Genomic DNA, 15,849 nt, shown 5'->3' on the forward strand with positions numbered 1-15,849 from the left:
TTATTTATTAATCTAAATTAAGATATATGATACCGAAAGTGGAGATAGAAGCAGGCAAGGCGGATTTAATCCGTGAGATTTTAGGCGTTAATGATTTGCAGGACATTAACTTACTTGATGAGTACCGTGATATATTTATAAAATCACAAAAGTCTGCGTATGAGAATGAATCTGTTAATGATATTAATTGTACGGATTGAATTTTGTGAGAAAAATGTCTTATATACAGGGCATAGGATGAGAATATATTATTCAATATTCTGTTTACTAGTATATTACAGTTTCTTTGTATTTCTTTCTTAGGAAACTACAGTTTCCCGCTAGGATAGAAACTGCAGTTTCTTCTAGGGGAAACCGGAGTGTCTTTTAGGCTCGGTTTGTGTAAACGATAAGGAAAATCTACTACTTATCATTTACGGCCTTCCCATATTCCTCATCACTTACCGGCTCAAGCCAAGTATTTTTGTTGGTTTGGGGATTGCATTCTACGGCGATATGCGAAAACCAACTGTCCGGTGAGGCGCCGTGCCAATGCTCTACGTTTGGTGCGATTTCGACAACATCCCCGGGTAGTAAACGACGGGCGCTTTTACCTCGTTCTTGATAATAACCCACACCACCTACGGCGATGAGTATCTGCCCTCCTGTATGCGTGTGCCAGTTGTTTCGGCAGTTAGGTTCAAACGTTACGTTAAACATTGGTACGTTTAAATCCTTATTGCTTGTTAATGGCGCTAGCCAAGACTTCCCCGAGAAATATTGTTCAAACTCGGTGTTTTCATTTCCTGTAGGGAATTCACTAATTTTTGGAATTTCAGTTTTCATTTCTTGTGCGTTTATATTGCCAATGGAGATTAATGTGATCAACATGGCAATGGTTATTTTCTTTATATTCATATTTGTTTTCTTGATTTTATCCATATCACAAAATTATTTAAGATATTCCATTACTTTTGTATACCAATTACTGATAAGTGTAACAGAATTACTGATTTTACAATCTATAGAATCTTGAAGTTGATGGCTTTTAAACAAATATAGGGGAAATCTCAAATTGGCGAGATTGGACAATTGTCAGTCTGTTGGGATTATGTATTTTTGTCATCATAAGAATCTATAGGATGAAGCCTGATACGGAAAACATATATCAACGGAAAATCAATCAAGTAATTGATTATATCAATGCGAATTTGCATCTCCCTTTACGACTGGATATAATAGCCGGGCAAGTAAACGTGTCCGAGCGGCAGCTACTACGTATTATGAAAGGAGCCTTGAATGAGTCATTATATGCTTATGTGGCGAGGCAACGTGTAGAGCGAGCGGTTCTATATATGCATACGGAAGATATGAGTCTGGCAGATCTAGCGAGTCGGGTAGGCTATGATAACCCCCAATCTTTCTCGAAAGCGTTCAAGAAACAATTCAGCGTATCTCCGAAAGCTTATATGGATAAGTTGCGAGCACGTCTGAGAGAAGAGACCGAGAAGTGGAGTAATCCACACGATCTTGAAGTTGAGGTTTGTGAGGTAGATGATTTAGATTTGGTTTATATCCGGATTTTTGGAAAATATGGTGAGGCCGAACCCTATGAGGAGGCATGGAATCTGTTGATTGGATTCTTAAAAGAGAATCAAGCGTTATCAGAGGACACCCGCTTTATTGGTCTAAGTTTTGATGATCCGAACGTCACTCATCCGGACCAATGTCGTTTTTATGCTTGCGCTTCGGTCGGGAAGGAGATTATTCCATCAGGGATGTTCGGTACGATTCGTTTGCAGAAAGGAAAATATGCGGTTTATACCTTAAAAGGTAGTTATGCGGGATTACAAGAACTATATAATACTATAAATATAGATTTCAATTATACCAAACGGCATGGAATGGCGTTTGAGGAATATGTGAGTTATTCGGAAGAGGATGACGATACCCAAGTGACAAAGATTTATATACCAATAAAATAAATTAGTATGGAAACAAAATTTTGCCAAAGCTGCGGTATGCCGCTGCAAAAGAATGAGGAGTTAGGAACGAACCATGACGGAAGCAAGAATGAGGAATATTGTTGCTATTGTTATAAGGACGGGGCCTTCACGATGGACTGTACGATGGATCAGATGATCGATCATTGTGCTCAGTTTGTCGATGAGTTCAATAAAGATGCGGACTTTCATTATACGAAAGAGGAGGCCGTAGCGAATATGAAATTATTTTTCCCGACATTGAAGCGCTGGGTGGTGCGATAAGCCTCCATAAAAAGCGTTTATCTGCGCTTCGGCCTGCTGGATTAGTTTCACTGGAATGCGGGGCTTCTTCTCGAAAAAGTCCATTTCTATTTGGATGGAGTTTTTCTTGACGGAGCGGCCCCAATTGCCTATTATCTTTCCGTTATACAAGATAACCGGGTAGAAGGTGCCGAATCGGTTGAACGCTTTTGAATGATGTTCTAGCGGCAATACGTCCGTACGGTTCTTGTAACTGATCAAGTATTCATCGAAGGCGGGGAGGAGACGCAGGACGGGCTCGCTCTCATTTTTTCCTTTCCATGATTGGTGGATGAAATATTCACGGGAATCGAACGTTTCGGTCATTAACTCCGTCTTGATCAGATTGATAGCGAGCCTACACTCGGTAGCGGTTAGCCCGGACCACCAAACAAAATCCTGTAACTGGGCAGGGGAGTGGCTTTGAAAATATCTGGATGCCAATCTCGCCAGAGCCTCTTCCCTACAAAGTTCACGAGTAGGAGGGACACGTTCGTCCAATAAGGCGTAAGTCGTTTTCTTTCCTTTATCGATCCCGCTACAGACGATGCCTTCCACCTCACCCCATGTAAGGAAAAGGTTTACGTGATCTATGGTGGGCAAAATCCCGGATTTTTGCAATTCCGCCGTTACTTCTTGTTTGGTCAGGCTTTTGTATCCTTCCAGTATCTTTCCGATCTGATCTAGGCATCTTGTGAACAGCGTTTTTTCTATCTTCCCGAAATGTCCCTTGGCGTACGACATAACGGCAGCCTTGATACGCTCGGAAGATAGCATAAGCATCCAACGGATATCCTCGGCGGCCACGAAATGCCAAGTAGGACGCATCACATGGGTACGTAGAATATCACCTTTGTACAAAGCCTCATTTACCGTTTCAAGGGAAGAGGATCTCAAGCGAATACCGATCGCCCATTTGGCCATCTCATACTCCTGCGCCTGGATAGCGCCCATCCAAGAGACCAACTCTTTCGGGGACTCGAATCGGGGTTGTTCCAATTGTTGGCTAGCTACTCGTATATGTGTTATCATAATATATGAATATAAACGCAAATGTACGAAATAAAGCGTTAAACATCCCATAATCTTGAAGATATACTCATTCTTTTTGTACCTTCACGCTAGAAACAATTAGTGAAATTTATGACGATAGCGTATTTAAATGTGGCTACGGACCGGCAACACTTGGATATTCAAAGGGAAGAGATCTCTTCTTTTGCCGCGGCCAAAGATATCCATGTGGATAAATGGGTCATGGAAGTATCCGGAGAGAAAGCGAAACAGCCGGGACCAAAGTTAAAACTTGTTCTCGAACGCTTGAAGAAAGGGGATGCCTTGATCGTATCGGATATTACCCGTTTGTGTCTTACCTTATATGAGTTGATGGGGATACTTACCGTTTGCATGGAGAAGGACGTGACGGTCTATTGTATAAACGACCGTTATATATTCGATGACCGGATGGATCGTCAATTGATGATTAATGTCTTCAAGCAAGTAGACGAGATTGATCACAGTCTGGTTTCCATACGTACAAAAGACGCCTTGGAACAGGTGAAAAGTACGGGAAAGCGGTTGGGACGTCCTAAAGGCTCGGAATCCAAGTTGTTCTTCTTAGACGCCCATAAGGGGGAGATCATGAACATGTTGGAGCGGGGAGAATCGGTAGGATCGATTTGCGAGCATTTCAACGTCTCTAAGAATACTTTTTATAAGTATAGGAAGAAATTCTTCAGATCGTAAGGATTGGTTTTAATACCAATCCTTTCGTTTCATATATAGCCAAGTCAATACTCCGGTAGCTATCATGACGGCCCAAGCTATGAAATAACCGTAACGCCAATCCAATTCCGGCATTATCTTGAAGTTCATACCCCATACGCCCACCAAGAATGTCAAAGGGATGAAAAGGGTGGAGACAATCGTCAGCCGTTTCATGATGGCGTTCATCCTAAGATCGTTATTGGATATATAAAGATCGACAAGGGAAGAGGTGATTTCCCGGCAGCTTTCCGTTGTTTGGATAACGAATTGGAGTTGGTCTTGCAGGTCATTATAGATCGGCAGGATATCCGGGGTGATAATCCCGTTCTCTGTTCGTAATAGTTTTGAGAATTGATCTTTCAGCGGTAGGCTATTCTTACGGATAATCATGTACTCATGGCGGTGTTGTTGGATTAGGGAACCCATATTACCCTGATCGTTCTTAGGATCGAGCAAAGTCTCTTCTATATCCTCTAGTATCTCTTCTACCTTTGAGGCGGATTCTACTAGATTCGCTATGATGGTGTTTAGAAGGAAAGCGAGCAGCAATCCACTGCCTTTTTTCCGGATGTTCAGCATGTTGGATAGTAGCGCTTTATGAGCGGCCTCGAATACGGGGTTGTTGCTTTCCGTAAAAGTGATAACCGTATTGTTCGCTACCAGTATACTGATGTGCTCAGACCGCATCTCGTTATTGACATCGTAATAGCAGGAGTTTAATACGATAAGCATTCGTCCTTTGTATTCCTCTACCTTGACCACGTGTTGGGGAGTCAAGATATCCTTAGCGTCCAGATTATGCAGTCCGAAATCTTTTACGATACGGGTAATGGCATCCGCGTTGGTCAATCCGCTAACCTCGAACCAATTGATCTGATCCGGGTCGGATAGTTTGCTGAAAGAGGTGTCGGTTATCCGCACCTCTTTCGTATGCAAAGATTGTTCGTTGTATTGCGTGAGACGGATGCCGGTTGCTGTCTCATGTTCGCCGGCGTAATAATACTTGTCCGATAAATGCCGGTTGGATATATGTCTTCTCCTGTGTGTATATTCATTCCGTCTCATAATAAGGATCTCTTTTTAATCAAACTCAACAACGGTGATACCGGCGCCTCCGAACTGCACATGCTCGTCTTGAAAGCGACGGACACCGGGAACCGTGCGCAGATAATCCCGGATTAGCTGACGTAAGATACCCGTACCGGTTCCATGTAAGATGCGAACCTTGCCTGCCCCGACTTGAATGGCGTCGTCGATAAAATAAGTCACGCTTTGCAATGCCTCATCGCCCCTCATTCCTCTCACATCGATTTCTTGCTTAAAGTTTATCTTCTTCTCATGCATATTGTCAGTGGTCTGGGAGCTGACGAACGTGCTTTTCTGGATTTCCCGTTTGATCTGGCCTTTGCTTACCTTTTCCAACTGCTCCAGCTTAACCGTGCTTTTGATCATCCCGAATGCTACTACGGCCTGCTTTCCTTGTAGTTCCATAACGGTTCCGGCGGAAACCTGCCCTTTAAGGCGTACATTGTCACCGACCTCTATCACCTCTTTATTAAATATCGGCTGGGCCGTCACTTTTTGTTTCTGTTTCTTCCGTTCATTCCGTTCCTTGAGCTTCGCCATCTTGCGTGCGATCTTATCGTCTTCTTCTTCGGTCGCCATTACGGAGTTCTTGAACTCTTCCAAGGCTTTGCGGGCCAGTTTGGTCTGTTCTTTTTCCGCTTGGGCCTCCTTGATCTCACGGACGGTATTCTCGATCTTGGCGTTAGCCTCCGCTAGAATACGTTGGGCCTCGGCCTTTGCCTCCCGGATGATCTCTTTCCGTTGCTTGTTTACGGCTTCCAAGTCTTGTTCATAACGGGAAGTGACATCTTCCAGTTTTTTCTCCTGCTGACGGATATTCTGCCGTTTGCTTTCCCAGTACCGTTTATCGCGTACGATATCTTGCAGGTATTTGTCCATATTGATATAATCCGCTCCGACGTTCGCGGAAGCGTCGGCTATCACGTCCTCGGGCAGACCGATCTTGCGTGCGATCTCTACGGCAAAAGAGCTACCCGGATTTCCGATAGAAAGCTTGAACAAGGGCTGCATCAAATGGCGGTCGTACAACATGGCACCGTTTACGATACCTTCCGTATCCTCGGCGAAATGCTTCAAATTCTGGTAGTGGGTCGTGATTACCCCAAAGCTATGATTACGGTTGAAGCGATCCAATAAAGCCTCGGCGATAGCGCCGCCAATCTGGGGTTCCGTACCGCTACCGAACTCATCGATTAGGATAATGGTCCGCTCGTTACAATTCTTCACGAAATACTTCATGTTGGTAAGGTGGGAACTGTAGGTACTTAAATCATTCTCGATGCTTTGCTCATCGCCTATATCGATGAATATATGCTCGAAGATCCCGGTTCTTGATCGCTCATGCAAAGGAATCAATAAACCACATTGCAACATGTATTGAAGTAATCCGACCGTTTTCAGGCAAACGGATTTACCACCGGCGTTCGGACCGGATATGATCAAGATCCGTTTTCCCTCGGTCAGCTCGATATCGAGGGGAACTACCTGCTTGCCCTGTTTCTGTAAAGACAGGAATAAGAGCGGATGCACGGCACGTACCCAATCCATTTGTCGCTTATCCTCCACGATCGGCTTGATCGCCTTGACTTGCTCCGCGAATAACGCTTTCGCACGAATGAAGTCAATGTCGGCAAGAAACTCGTAGGATTGCAGGATATCCGGGGCTAAAGGCCGGATCACGTTCGTGAATTCCGTCAGTATCTTAATGATTTCCCGGCGTTCTTCCCCTTCCAGTTCCCGGATGCGGTTATTCGCTTCCACGACCACCTCCGGCTCTATAAAGACCGTCTTGCCACTGGCGGACTCATCATGTACGATACCTTTTATCTTTCGTTTGAAGGCCGGGGCTACCGGGATCATCAAACGACCGTCGCGCATGGTCGGTGTCACGTCCTTATCGACAACCCCGTCTGATTGTGCCGCACGGAGGATGGATTGCAGGCTGCGGGATATACCGCTCATCGTGATCGTTATCTCCCTGCGGATTTGCGATAGGGTGGAGGAAGCACTGTCCTTGACCTTGCCGAATTTATCGAGGATGCTATCGATCTTTCCAATCAATTGGGGGAAGACAAAGATATCTCCCGCCAATTCAGTTAAGGCCGGATACTTGATTTCCTCATCGTCCATAGGCTTGAAGAAGCGTACGATGTCATTGATCGTTTGCAAGGAACGTTTGAGGTCGAACAACTCCCGTTCATCCAGCCAAGTACCTTCCGGCCGAATCCGTTTCAAGGAATAGCGCACGTCGAAGAAATAACTGGCGGGGAATTCCGTGTCTCCGTGTAGGATACGGATAAACTCATCGGTTTGTTCCAATCGCTTGGATACGACCTCGAAATCGGCGGAGAATCCCATCTCCGCTACCCGCTCTTCCCCGAGCGGGCTTAAACATTTTTCTGTGATTAAGTGACGGATCTTATCAAAGCCCGTCTTTTGTTCAAAATTTTGTGGATATATCACGTGTTTGTAAAATCTTTATTTGATCTCTACCGTCACTTCAGAGCGAATGGTAGGACGGATAATTACTTCTAATTTTGTCTTGCCACGCTTTATATTAAATGTACAGGCGTTGTTGCCGGACGGATTAATATAAGGGGCGAAATAGTATAAATAAGAGAACGCCGGCAAGTAATCGGAGCTTTGCGACGCATCCGCTATTTGGGGATATTTGAATACGTCCCAAAACATGCAATATTTGAAACCGTTCGCGTCCGTAAACATCGTCTTCGGATCACGATATTGCATCGTGTTCGTGATAAAGCGTTTGTAGGCGGATGAGAACTCCTCTGCCGAATGATCCATCTTATGGCGGCCGATCTTTTCTATAATGTCACGAGGACGGATGCCTGCCGCATAAGCGGGAGAGTTACGATCTACGTCAACCACTTGATCCAATTTATCGATATCGTAGCTGATCCCCGTATAATTATAGGTCTTCTTGCTCACCTTGAACGGTACGTTACGTCCGTATTTCGTGTATGGGTATTGCATACACATCAACGGGACATGCACCCGGGCGTATTCGTCTAAACGATAAGAGTCTTCCAGCAACTCGTTCGCCTCACATTCCCAGAGTACACGTCCGGGGATATCTTTTTGATCGATGATACGGATACCGAATTGCAACAGATATTCGGCTTCCGCTTCGGCGGCGGCGTAATTCAAGAACGGGAATTTCTCCATCTTACTGTGCGAGAAGTTGTACCGGTAAGTCGGTTCTTTTTCTACCAATACTTTATTCGCTCCCAGATAGTTCGGGTTCTTATCGAAAAAATAGAAAGTCTGTATCAATAAATCCGGCTTCGCGATATCAACCGTAAGTCCTTTTTTGGTCAACTCGTTCTCGATGCATTCGTTGATGACCGTTTCCAGTTTACGGTTATTCTCGTCGATGGTCGAGAAGGCGAATGTCTTGAAGTTACCGAAATCTACGCCGTCGGATGTGACGGTAGTCTTGAACGGGCATACGAATTCTTGCTCATTGGTTGTCTCCAAGCTATACATCGCATAGGCGGACGCCAGCTGGTCTTCCGTGATGGCGTTACTTTTCTTGCAGTCCTTCTTTACCAATACTTGTTTAGAAGGAGAGGAAAGGTTGCTGATAGTCAATAGGACATCGTTTCTTCCGGCGGGATTCAGCAGTTGTGGGATCTCATCGACAGATATTTCCGTCACAGGTACACCGTTGATCTCCTCGATCACGTCATATTTCTTAATACCTGCTTGCTCGGCGGATGAATAAGGGATGACGCTTTTAATGACCGGCTTGTTGTTTCCCCAGTTCTTGCTCTGGCTGATATCGTATGTGAAGCCTAGTCGGCAGATGGATGTATTCCTGTTTTGGGCGGAAACCGTACAGACCGCCAATACTAATAGCAACGTTGATAAAATCACACTTCTCATCATATTCTGGAATTTTATTTACTCTAAAAATACCTGTTTCGTTTAAAACATAGGCAAAGGTAAAGATATTTTTGATGTGGTGGAATAGTTGGCAATATATTTGCTGCTATAATAGTGTATGAACTTGATATGGATGCTGTGTATATACTTTTTAAGGGTATTTATGTGGTACCGTATTTCGCTTACAATTAGTTAGTAATGAAAAAAATCAGATAGATTATGAGCAAGATGAATCCAAACGAGAAAAAAGAAAACGCTTCAAAAAACGAAAACGTGAATAATGAGGAAGCGACAAATTTGCAGGAAGAACAGTCAAATGCGGCAGATGAAACTGCCGGCTCTGACAATGTGTCGGGCGAGGTGGAAGCCTTGCAAAAGAAATATAGCGAATTGAACGATTCCCACCTGCGCTTGATGGCGGAGTTTGACAATTACCGTAAACGTACGATGCGTGAGAAGGCCGATTTGATCAAGACTGGCGGCGAGGGTGCGTTAAAGAACCTTCTTCCTATTATCGACGATTTCGAGCGTGCTTTGCAGAATGTCCGCACGGCTGAGGATGTAGAGGCCGTTAAAGAAGGCGTGGACTTGATTTTCGGTAAGTTCATGGGCTATCTGTCTCAGCAAGGCGTAAAGCCGATCGAGGCCATAGGTAAGCCGTTCAACACGGAGGAGTTTGAGGCTATCGCTACGATTCCCGCTCCGGAACCGGACATGAAGGGCAAGGTATTGGATTGCGTACAAACTGGATATACCTTATTTGACAAGGTAATACGTCACGCTAAAGTAGTAGTGGGAGAATAATCGGAAAATCGGCAAATAACAAATACAAGGATGGCTAAAAGGGATTACTATGAAGTGCTGGGCGTTGAGAAGAATGCATCGGCGGATGAGATAAAGAAAGCGTACCGTAAGAAGGCGATACAATTCCACCCGGATAAGAACCCGGGCGATAAGCAAGCGGAGGAGAACTTTAAGGAGGCGGCAGAGGCATACGACGTGTTGAGCGATCCGCAAAAGCGTCAGCGTTATGACCAATTCGGCCATGCGGGTGTCGGCGGGGCTTCACAAGGTGGCGGCTTCGGTGGTGGTATGTCCATGGAGGATATCTTCTCCCAGTTCGGTGACATCTTTGGTGGACATTTTGGCGGTTTTGGTGGCTTCGGTGGTTTCGGCGGTTCTCGTGGAGGACGCCGGGTGAACCGTGGATCGGACTTGCGTGTGAAGGTGAAGCTGAACCTGAAAGAGATCGCTAACGGCGTGGAAAAAAAGATCAAGGTGAAGAAGTATGTGCCTTGTTCGCATTGTCACGGTAGCGGGGCGGAAGGCTCGGAGGGTGTGAAGACGTGTGATACGTGTAAAGGTAGCGGTGTCGTTACCCGTATCGCCAACACGATCCTTGGGCAGATGCAGACGCAGACGACTTGTCCTACTTGTGGTGGCGAGGGCAAGATCGTTGTCAAGAAATGTACGGAGTGTAACGGTGAGGGCGTCGTTCGCGACGATGAGATTATCACGATCAATATCCCTGCCGGTGTAGCCGAGGGCATGCAACTCTCCATGAATGGTAAAGGCAACGCCGCACGACATGGTGGAATCAACGGTGACTTATTGATCCTTATCGAGGAGGAACCGCATCCGGAGTTGATTCGTGATGAGAACGATCTGTTATACAACCTGCTATTGAGTGTTCCGCAAGCAGCCTTGGGAGCCACGGTAGAGGTCCCGACCATCGACGGAAAGGCGAAATTGAAGATCGAGCCGGGTACGCAGCCGGGTAAGGTGCTTCGTTTGCGTAATAAAGGACTTCCTTCCATCAATAGTTATGGTACGGGCGATCTGTTGGTGAACGTGAGTGTATATATCCCCGAGACTTTGTCGTCTACGGAGAAAGAGACGCTGAACGGATTGGAGAATTCACCGAACTTCCAGCCTAATAAGACGATGAAAGAGAAAATCTTCAGTAAGTTTAAGCACTTCTTTGATTAACGAATAGAAAAGACTACTGTGTTCGTGTGAGAACACTATAGTATTCGTGGATAAACACAGTAGTGTTTGAAGATGAATACTATAGTGTTTATCACCGGAATACGGTAGTCTTTTTTCATAAGTCCTAAAATGAGTATCCTATGAGAATATATACCCGTGGAGGAGATAAAGGAAAAACCGGCATACATGGCGGTGAGCGTGTCGATAAGGATGACATCCGTATCGAGGCGAATGGGACGTTGGATGAGTTGAACGCCGAGATCGGCATTGTCCGTACATTGCTGCCTCCCGATCATGAATGGCAGGTGTTGCTGGGTAGGATACAGCGTGAGATGATGGCCGTGATGTCTCATGTGGCGACACCATCGGCGATCCGTGATCAGAATCCGAATCCGCTTCCCGATGATTTGACCGTCTTTTGTGAGTCCCATATCGATGATCTATCCGCCCAGATGGAGGATAACGGGTATTTTATCCTTCCGGGAGGCACACCTGTTTCGGCGCACCTCCAATTGGCCCGTACGATCACCCGCAGGGCCGAACGCCGCTTGTGGACATTGAATCGGAAAGACCCGGTTCCTGCCGGGATCATGGCGTTCGTGAATCGTTTATCGGATCTGTTCTTTACGATGGCACGTTATGACATGTTTCGTCAAGGGAACGCCGAGGAGCGTTGGCAATCCTTCCTGTATAAGCGGAAAAATAAATCCTAGAGGGCGATATCTTGCCATTTGCCTTTCACGAGCTCACGGGTAGACTTGAAGCCGGCTTGCTTTAGCAACTCAAAAACCTCCTTGCGACCGTCGTTCACCAAATCCGGATAATGGCAATCGGAGTTCACCATGACAGGGATATTCATTTCCCGCATCCGTGAGAGATATTCCACACGGGGGTAAAGCTCTTTTTTCTTGGTCCAGTTCTTGGTGTTGACCTCTACCATCAATTCTTTCTCCTGAACCAGATCCAGACAAGCCTCAAAAGGCTTCCGATACCAATCCTCCTCAAAATTGAAGATCTCGTATTTCTGTCCGTTCATATAGATCTTGTCGATATGTCCGACGATATCGATGCCTCCGGCCTCTATCATTTTCATCGTGGTATCGAAGAAACGCTTGACAAGCAACCGGACATCTCCCTCGAAATGCCGCTCCACGGAGTGGGCGTATTCCCTGAATGAGCCGTCTATACAGACCATGTTCTCTTCGGCCAGACGCTCTGATACGGGCAGGAAATGGATGGAACCGATCCGGTAGTCCAAGGGCAACTCTTGGAAATAGGGGATCGAGGCGTTATAGGTCTCGTCCAGATAATCAATCTCCAGACCGGCATATATTTCCAGTTGATCGCTGTATTTCTGTTTCAGTCGTTTTATCTCTTGCAGATACTCCGGCATATCGTCTTTAGACATATTCCAGAAAGTCTCGAACGGAAGCGGCGAGTGGGAGGAAAAACCGTACGCACGGAACCCGTGTGTTATGGCGAATCTCACGAAATCCTCCGGAATACTTCTTCCATCACAAAAAGTACAATGACTATGGTAGTTACTGAGTTGCATGATTGTTCTTAGTGATTAAAAAGCCACATCCAGATCATCTTGCCCGGATGTGGCCTTGTATGATGAATGAGAGAGGTGTTATTTGATAACGCCTAGCTCTTTTCCTACCTTGATAAACGCTGCGATAGCCTTGTCCAGATGCTCAGTCTCGTGGCCGGCGGACAATTGTACACGGATACGAGCTTGTCCCTTCGGTACTACCGGGTAATAGAAACCGGTTACGTAAATACCCTCTTCCTGCATCTTGGCGGCGAAATCTTGAGACAACTTAGCGTCGTACAACATAACGGCGCAGATAGCGGATTGAGTCGGCTTGATATCGAAACCGGCTGCCAGCATCTTGTCGCGGAAGTAGCTTACGTTGTTCATTAATTTCGTATGTAAAGCGTCGCTCTCCTTCAACATCTTGAACATCTCCAAGCTTGCGCCTACGATGGCCGGAGCCACGGAGTTAGAGAACAAGTAGGGGCGAGAACGCTGGCGTAACATATCGATAATCTCCTTCTTTCCGGTCGTGAAGCCACCCATGGCGCCACCGAACGCCTTACCCAGCGTACCCGTGAAGACGTCTACACGTCCATAAACATCAAACTGCTCGGCTACGCCATGACCCGTCGGGCCTACGACACCGGCAGAGTGAGACTCGTCCACCATAACCAATGCGTCATATTTCTCGGCAAGCTCGCAAATCTTGTCCATCGGAGCGACATTGCCGTCCATGGAGAACACGCCGTCCGTGGCGATGATACGGTGACGTTGGGCCTGCGCCTCTTGTAGGCAACGCTCCAAGTCCGCCATATCGGCGTTAGCGTAGCGATAACGTTTCGCCTTGCATAAACGAACACCGTCGATGATAGAGGCGTGGTTCAAGGCATCCGAGATGATAGCGTCTTCCTCGCCGAACAATGGCTCGAACAAACCACCGTTAGCGTCGAAACATGCGGCGTAAAGGATCGTGTCCTCAGTCTTGAAATAGTCGGAGATGGCTGCTTCCAATTGCTTGTGCAAATCCTGCGTTCCACAGATGAAACGAACGGACGACATGCCATAACCGTGTGTATCCATGGCTTCTTTCGCGGCCTTGATCAGTCGTTGGTTATCGGACAGGCCAAGATAGTTGTTGGCGCAGAAGTTTAAAACATCACTTCCGGCATTTACTTTGATGTCGGCTCTCTGCGGCGTAGTAATGATACGCTCGTTCTTGTATAAACCAGCGGCTTTGATGCCTTCAAGTTCATTTGTCAAGAATTCTTTAAGTTTTCCGTACATAAAAACTTCGTTTTTTATTAGTATTTAGATGTGAGTAGTAGCTTCGTTGTCAAAGCGACAGACAAAGGTCTGTTTTTTTTTTGAATTTTAATACTAAAAAAGAGAAGAAATTCATGTCTAAACTGTTTTATTCTCTATACCTTTGCCGACGGAAAAAAACTTAAATCTCATTAAACGCGATGAAGAATGTATTAGTAATTGGTTCTACCGGTCAGATCGGATCAGAGTTAACCATGAAATTAAGAAGTATCTACGGTGGGAACATAGTAGCGGGTTATATCCCGGGTGCGGAACCTAAAGGCGAGTTGTTAGAATCGGGACCTTCCGCTATCGTGGATATCACGAACGAGCAGCAGATCGCTGAGACGGTATCAAAATATAATATTGATACGATCTACAACTTGGCGGCTCTTTTGTCGGCTGTAGCAGAGGCTAAACCTCAGTTGGCGTGGAAGATCGGAATGGGGGGCTTGTTCAATGTGCTTGAGGTGGCCCGTGAGATGCACTGCGCCGTATTTACGCCGAGCTCTATTGGCGTTTTCGGTAACAATACCCCGAAAGACAAGACTCCTCAAGATACGATCCGTAATCCTCGTACGATGTACGGCGTGACGAAGGTATCCGGCGAGTTGTTAAGCGATTATTATAATATCCGTTTCGGCGTGGACACACGTTCGGTTCGTTTCCCCGGATTGATCTCTTACGTAACACCTCCGGGTGGTGGTACGACGGATTACGCTGTCGATATTTACTATTCGGCCGCTAAGGGCGAGAAATTCGTTTGCCCGATCGCAGCCGGTACTTTCATGGATATGATGTACATGCCGGACGGCTTGCGTGCCGCTATCGAGATTATGGAGGCGGATTCTACGAAGTTCGTTCATCGCAACTCTTTCAACATTGCGTCGATGAGTTTCGATCCGGAGATCATCTTTAATAATATCAAGAAATATATGCCTGAATTCCAGATGGAGTATGAGGTAGATCCTTTGCGTCAGGCTATCGCCGAGTCGTGGCCGAACTCCTTGGATGATACTTGCGCCCGCCAAGAGTGGGGCTGGAAGCCGGAGTATGATTTGGATGCCATGACAAAAGACATGTTAGCTAAATTGAAAGAACGTTTCAATAAATAAGAGTGATGTTGTAGCCATGATTGTTTGTGGATAGAGGGGCCGGGGTATCATCGGGGGGGATGATCCCCGGCCTTGTTTTTTAACGCTGCTATTTCAATAAATCCGGCCGGAGGCGTGCCGTACGCTCTTGTGCTTGTTGCAAGCGCCATTCTTCGATCTTGCGCTGGTGCCCGGATAATAGTACCTCGGGTACTTTCCAACCTTTGTAATCGGCGGGACGTGTATAAACAGGCGGGGCCAGTAAGTCATCTTGGAAGGAGTCGGAGAGGGCGCTTTGCTCGTCGCCGATCGCTCCCGGTATCAAGCGTACCACGGCGTCGGTTATGATAGCGGCGGCCAGCTCTCCTCCGGTAAGGACATAGTCTCCTACGGATATCTCTTTCGTTATCAAATGCTCACGGATACGATAGTCGATCCCTTTATAGTGCCCGCAGAGGATAATCATATTATTTAGTAAAGACATGCTGTTGGCCATGGGCTGGTTGAGTGTCTCGCCATCCGGGGAGGTATAGATTACCTCGTCATATTCCCGTTCGCTTTTCAACGCTGAGATCGCCCGGTCTATCGGTTCGATCTGCATCACCATTCCGGCCTCTCCTCCGAACGGATAATCATCCACCCGCCTCCATTTATTAGTGGTGTAATCCCGTAGGTTATGTAAATGAATCTCCGCTAATCCTTTATCTTGCGCCCTCTTGACGATAGAGCAATTAATCATCCCCTCGATCATCTCGGGAAGTACGGTAAGTATATCTATACGCATAAAAAATAGTTGTAACGTTAAAACCTCCCGCAAAGGTACATCTTTATTCTGACTCATCGTAAAGTGAGTCTCTATTATCTATGATTCGCGATAGAAAATTAAGAATGAATGAAACGCATG

At 46.2% G+C, this 15,849-nt stretch carries 16 protein-coding genes; 8 read left to right on the top strand and 8 right to left on the bottom strand.

The window, feature by feature from the left end; genetic code table 11:
• The first annotated feature begins 26 nt into the window (after window positions 1-26).
• Window positions 27-200 carry a hypothetical protein gene (locus tag NBH07_RS01835; protein ID WP_005856636.1) on the top strand — a complete coding sequence of 58 codons (174 nt, stop codon included), beginning with the start codon at window positions 27-29 and terminating at the stop codon, window positions 198-200.
• Window positions 201-402: 202 nt separating this feature from the next.
• On the opposite strand, the gene NBH07_RS01840 is transcribed toward NBH07_RS01835, so the two are convergent.
• Window positions 403-921, bottom strand: coding sequence for a cupin domain-containing protein (locus tag NBH07_RS01840; protein WP_250833454.1), 519 nt, complete (start codon window positions 919-921; stop codon window positions 403-405).
• A 200-nt stretch (window positions 922-1,121) separates the two neighbouring features.
• Here NBH07_RS01840 and NBH07_RS01845 point away from each other — a divergent pair, with 200 nt between their 5' ends.
• Both NBH07_RS01845 and NBH07_RS01850 read left to right on the top strand, forming a co-directional pair.
• Window positions 1,122-1,964, top strand: a complete 843-nt coding sequence (locus NBH07_RS01845) for an AraC family transcriptional regulator (RefSeq protein WP_008772069.1) — start codon at window positions 1,122-1,124, stop codon at window positions 1,962-1,964.
• A gap of 6 nt (window positions 1,965-1,970) precedes the next feature.
• Window positions 1,971-2,246, top strand: a complete 276-nt coding sequence (locus NBH07_RS01850; protein ID WP_057317298.1) for a zinc ribbon domain-containing protein — start codon at window positions 1,971-1,973, stop codon at window positions 2,244-2,246.
• On the opposite strand, the gene NBH07_RS01855 is transcribed toward NBH07_RS01850, so the two are convergent.
• The gene (locus NBH07_RS01855; RefSeq protein WP_121956709.1) at window positions 2,208-3,296 is read right to left on the bottom strand and encodes a winged helix DNA-binding domain-containing protein; all 1,089 of its coding nucleotides are present in this window, start codon (window positions 3,294-3,296) and stop codon (window positions 2,208-2,210) included. The two genes, NBH07_RS01850 and NBH07_RS01855, sit on opposite strands and share 39 nt — an antisense overlap.
• 111 nt (window positions 3,297-3,407) lie before the next feature.
• On the opposite strand from NBH07_RS01855, the gene NBH07_RS01860 reads away from it, so the two are divergent.
• Window positions 3,408-4,007: a recombinase family protein gene (locus NBH07_RS01860; RefSeq protein ID WP_005856646.1), complete on the top strand. Its 600-nt coding sequence runs from the start codon at window positions 3,408-3,410 to the stop codon at window positions 4,005-4,007.
• A gap of 9 nt (window positions 4,008-4,016) precedes the next feature.
• On the opposite strand, the gene corA is transcribed toward NBH07_RS01860, so the two are convergent.
• Genes corA through NBH07_RS01875 form a run of 3 tightly spaced genes read right to left on the bottom strand, consistent with a single transcriptional unit; the run spans window position 4,017 to window position 9,023 of the window.
• A complete protein-coding gene (gene corA, locus NBH07_RS01865; protein WP_008772072.1) occupies window positions 4,017-5,093 on the bottom strand; it encodes a magnesium/cobalt transporter CorA in 1,077 nt (358 codons plus the stop codon).
• A gap of 15 nt (window positions 5,094-5,108) precedes the next feature.
• Window positions 5,109-7,577, bottom strand: coding sequence for an endonuclease MutS2 (locus tag NBH07_RS01870; protein ID WP_036617931.1), 2,469 nt, complete (start codon window positions 7,575-7,577; stop codon window positions 5,109-5,111).
• Window positions 7,578-7,592: 15 nt separating this feature from the next.
• Window positions 7,593-9,023 carry a DUF4136 domain-containing protein gene (locus tag NBH07_RS01875; RefSeq protein WP_005862083.1) on the bottom strand — a complete coding sequence of 477 codons (1,431 nt, stop codon included), beginning with the start codon at window positions 9,021-9,023 and terminating at the stop codon, window positions 7,593-7,595.
• Window positions 9,024-9,239: 216 nt separating this feature from the next.
• Between NBH07_RS01875 and NBH07_RS01880 the strand changes: the two genes are divergently transcribed.
• The 3 genes from NBH07_RS01880 to NBH07_RS01890 all read left to right on the top strand — a co-directional run bounded on the left by NBH07_RS01880 (window position 9,240) and on the right by NBH07_RS01890 (window position 11,722).
• The gene (locus NBH07_RS01880) at window positions 9,240-9,824 is read left to right on the top strand and encodes a nucleotide exchange factor GrpE (RefSeq protein ID WP_156682680.1); all 585 of its coding nucleotides are present in this window, start codon (window positions 9,240-9,242) and stop codon (window positions 9,822-9,824) included.
• 30 nt (window positions 9,825-9,854) lie between these two features.
• Complete coding sequence (dnaJ, locus tag NBH07_RS01885; RefSeq protein ID WP_005856657.1) at window positions 9,855-11,009, top strand: molecular chaperone DnaJ; 1,155 nt, start codon at window positions 9,855-9,857, stop codon at window positions 11,007-11,009.
• Window positions 11,010-11,149: 140 nt separating this feature from the next.
• Window positions 11,150-11,722, top strand: a complete 573-nt coding sequence (locus tag NBH07_RS01890; protein WP_005856659.1) for a cob(I)yrinic acid a,c-diamide adenosyltransferase — start codon at window positions 11,150-11,152, stop codon at window positions 11,720-11,722.
• Here the strand turns inward: NBH07_RS01890 and NBH07_RS01895 are convergent.
• Window positions 11,719-12,564 carry a histidinol-phosphatase gene (locus NBH07_RS01895; protein ID WP_009017508.1) on the bottom strand — a complete coding sequence of 282 codons (846 nt, stop codon included), beginning with the start codon at window positions 12,562-12,564 and terminating at the stop codon, window positions 11,719-11,721. The genes NBH07_RS01890 and NBH07_RS01895 overlap by 4 nt on opposite strands.
• A 78-nt stretch (window positions 12,565-12,642) precedes the next feature.
• On the bottom strand, window positions 12,643-13,833 hold the full coding sequence (gene kbl, locus NBH07_RS01900; protein WP_009017507.1) for a glycine C-acetyltransferase: 1,191 nt from the start codon (window positions 13,831-13,833) through the stop codon (window positions 12,643-12,645).
• Window positions 13,834-14,012: 179 nt separating this feature from the next.
• Here kbl and NBH07_RS01905 point away from each other — a divergent pair, with 179 nt between their 5' ends.
• Entirely contained in the window at window positions 14,013-14,966 is a 954-nt protein-coding gene (locus tag NBH07_RS01905; RefSeq protein ID WP_005856666.1) for an NAD-dependent epimerase/dehydratase family protein, read from the top strand.
• 88 nt (window positions 14,967-15,054) lie between these two features.
• Here the strand turns inward: NBH07_RS01905 and trmD are convergent, their stop codons facing one another.
• Window positions 15,055-15,729: a tRNA (guanosine(37)-N1)-methyltransferase TrmD gene (trmD, locus tag NBH07_RS01910; RefSeq protein ID WP_008772076.1), complete on the bottom strand. Its 675-nt coding sequence runs from the start codon at window positions 15,727-15,729 to the stop codon at window positions 15,055-15,057.
• Window positions 15,730-15,849: the final 120 nt, after the last annotated feature.

Source organism: Parabacteroides sp. B2-S-102, assembly GCF_023656665.1.
Classification (GTDB): Bacteria; Bacteroidota; Bacteroidia; order Bacteroidales; family Tannerellaceae; genus Parabacteroides; species Parabacteroides distasonis.

Excerpts from the sequence above, each read along its gene's own strand:
- NBH07_RS01875 (WP_005862083.1), bottom strand. The coding sequence starts at position 9,023 with ATGATGAGAAGTGTGATTTTATCAACGTTGCTATTAGTATTGGCGGTC.
- NBH07_RS01840 (WP_250833454.1), bottom strand. The coding sequence starts at position 921 with ATGGATAAAATCAAGAAAACAAATATGAATATAAAGAAAATAACCATT.
- kbl (WP_009017507.1), bottom strand. The coding sequence starts at position 13,833 with ATGTACGGAAAACTTAAAGAATTCTTGACAAATGAACTTGAAGGCATC.
- trmD (WP_008772076.1), bottom strand. The coding sequence starts at position 15,729 with ATGCGTATAGATATACTTACCGTACTTCCCGAGATGATCGAGGGGATG.
- NBH07_RS01850 (WP_057317298.1), top strand. The coding sequence starts at position 1,971 with ATGGAAACAAAATTTTGCCAAAGCTGCGGTATGCCGCTGCAAAAGAAT.
- NBH07_RS01880 (WP_156682680.1), top strand. The coding sequence starts at position 9,240 with ATGAGCAAGATGAATCCAAACGAGAAAAAAGAAAACGCTTCAAAAAAC.
- NBH07_RS01835 (WP_005856636.1), top strand. The coding sequence starts at position 27 with ATGATACCGAAAGTGGAGATAGAAGCAGGCAAGGCGGATTTAATCCGT.
- corA (WP_008772072.1), bottom strand. The coding sequence starts at position 5,093 with ATGAGACGGAATGAATATACACACAGGAGAAGACATATATCCAACCGG.
- NBH07_RS01905 (WP_005856666.1), top strand. The coding sequence starts at position 14,013 with ATGAAGAATGTATTAGTAATTGGTTCTACCGGTCAGATCGGATCAGAG.
- NBH07_RS01855 (WP_121956709.1), bottom strand. The coding sequence starts at position 3,296 with ATGATAACACATATACGAGTAGCTAGCCAACAATTGGAACAACCCCGA.
- NBH07_RS01895 (WP_009017508.1), bottom strand. The coding sequence starts at position 12,564 with ATGCAACTCAGTAACTACCATAGTCATTGTACTTTTTGTGATGGAAGA.
- NBH07_RS01845 (WP_008772069.1), top strand. The coding sequence starts at position 1,122 with ATGAAGCCTGATACGGAAAACATATATCAACGGAAAATCAATCAAGTA.
- NBH07_RS01860 (WP_005856646.1), top strand. The coding sequence starts at position 3,408 with ATGACGATAGCGTATTTAAATGTGGCTACGGACCGGCAACACTTGGAT.
- NBH07_RS01890 (WP_005856659.1), top strand. The coding sequence starts at position 11,150 with ATGAGAATATATACCCGTGGAGGAGATAAAGGAAAAACCGGCATACAT.
- dnaJ (WP_005856657.1), top strand. The coding sequence starts at position 9,855 with ATGGCTAAAAGGGATTACTATGAAGTGCTGGGCGTTGAGAAGAATGCA.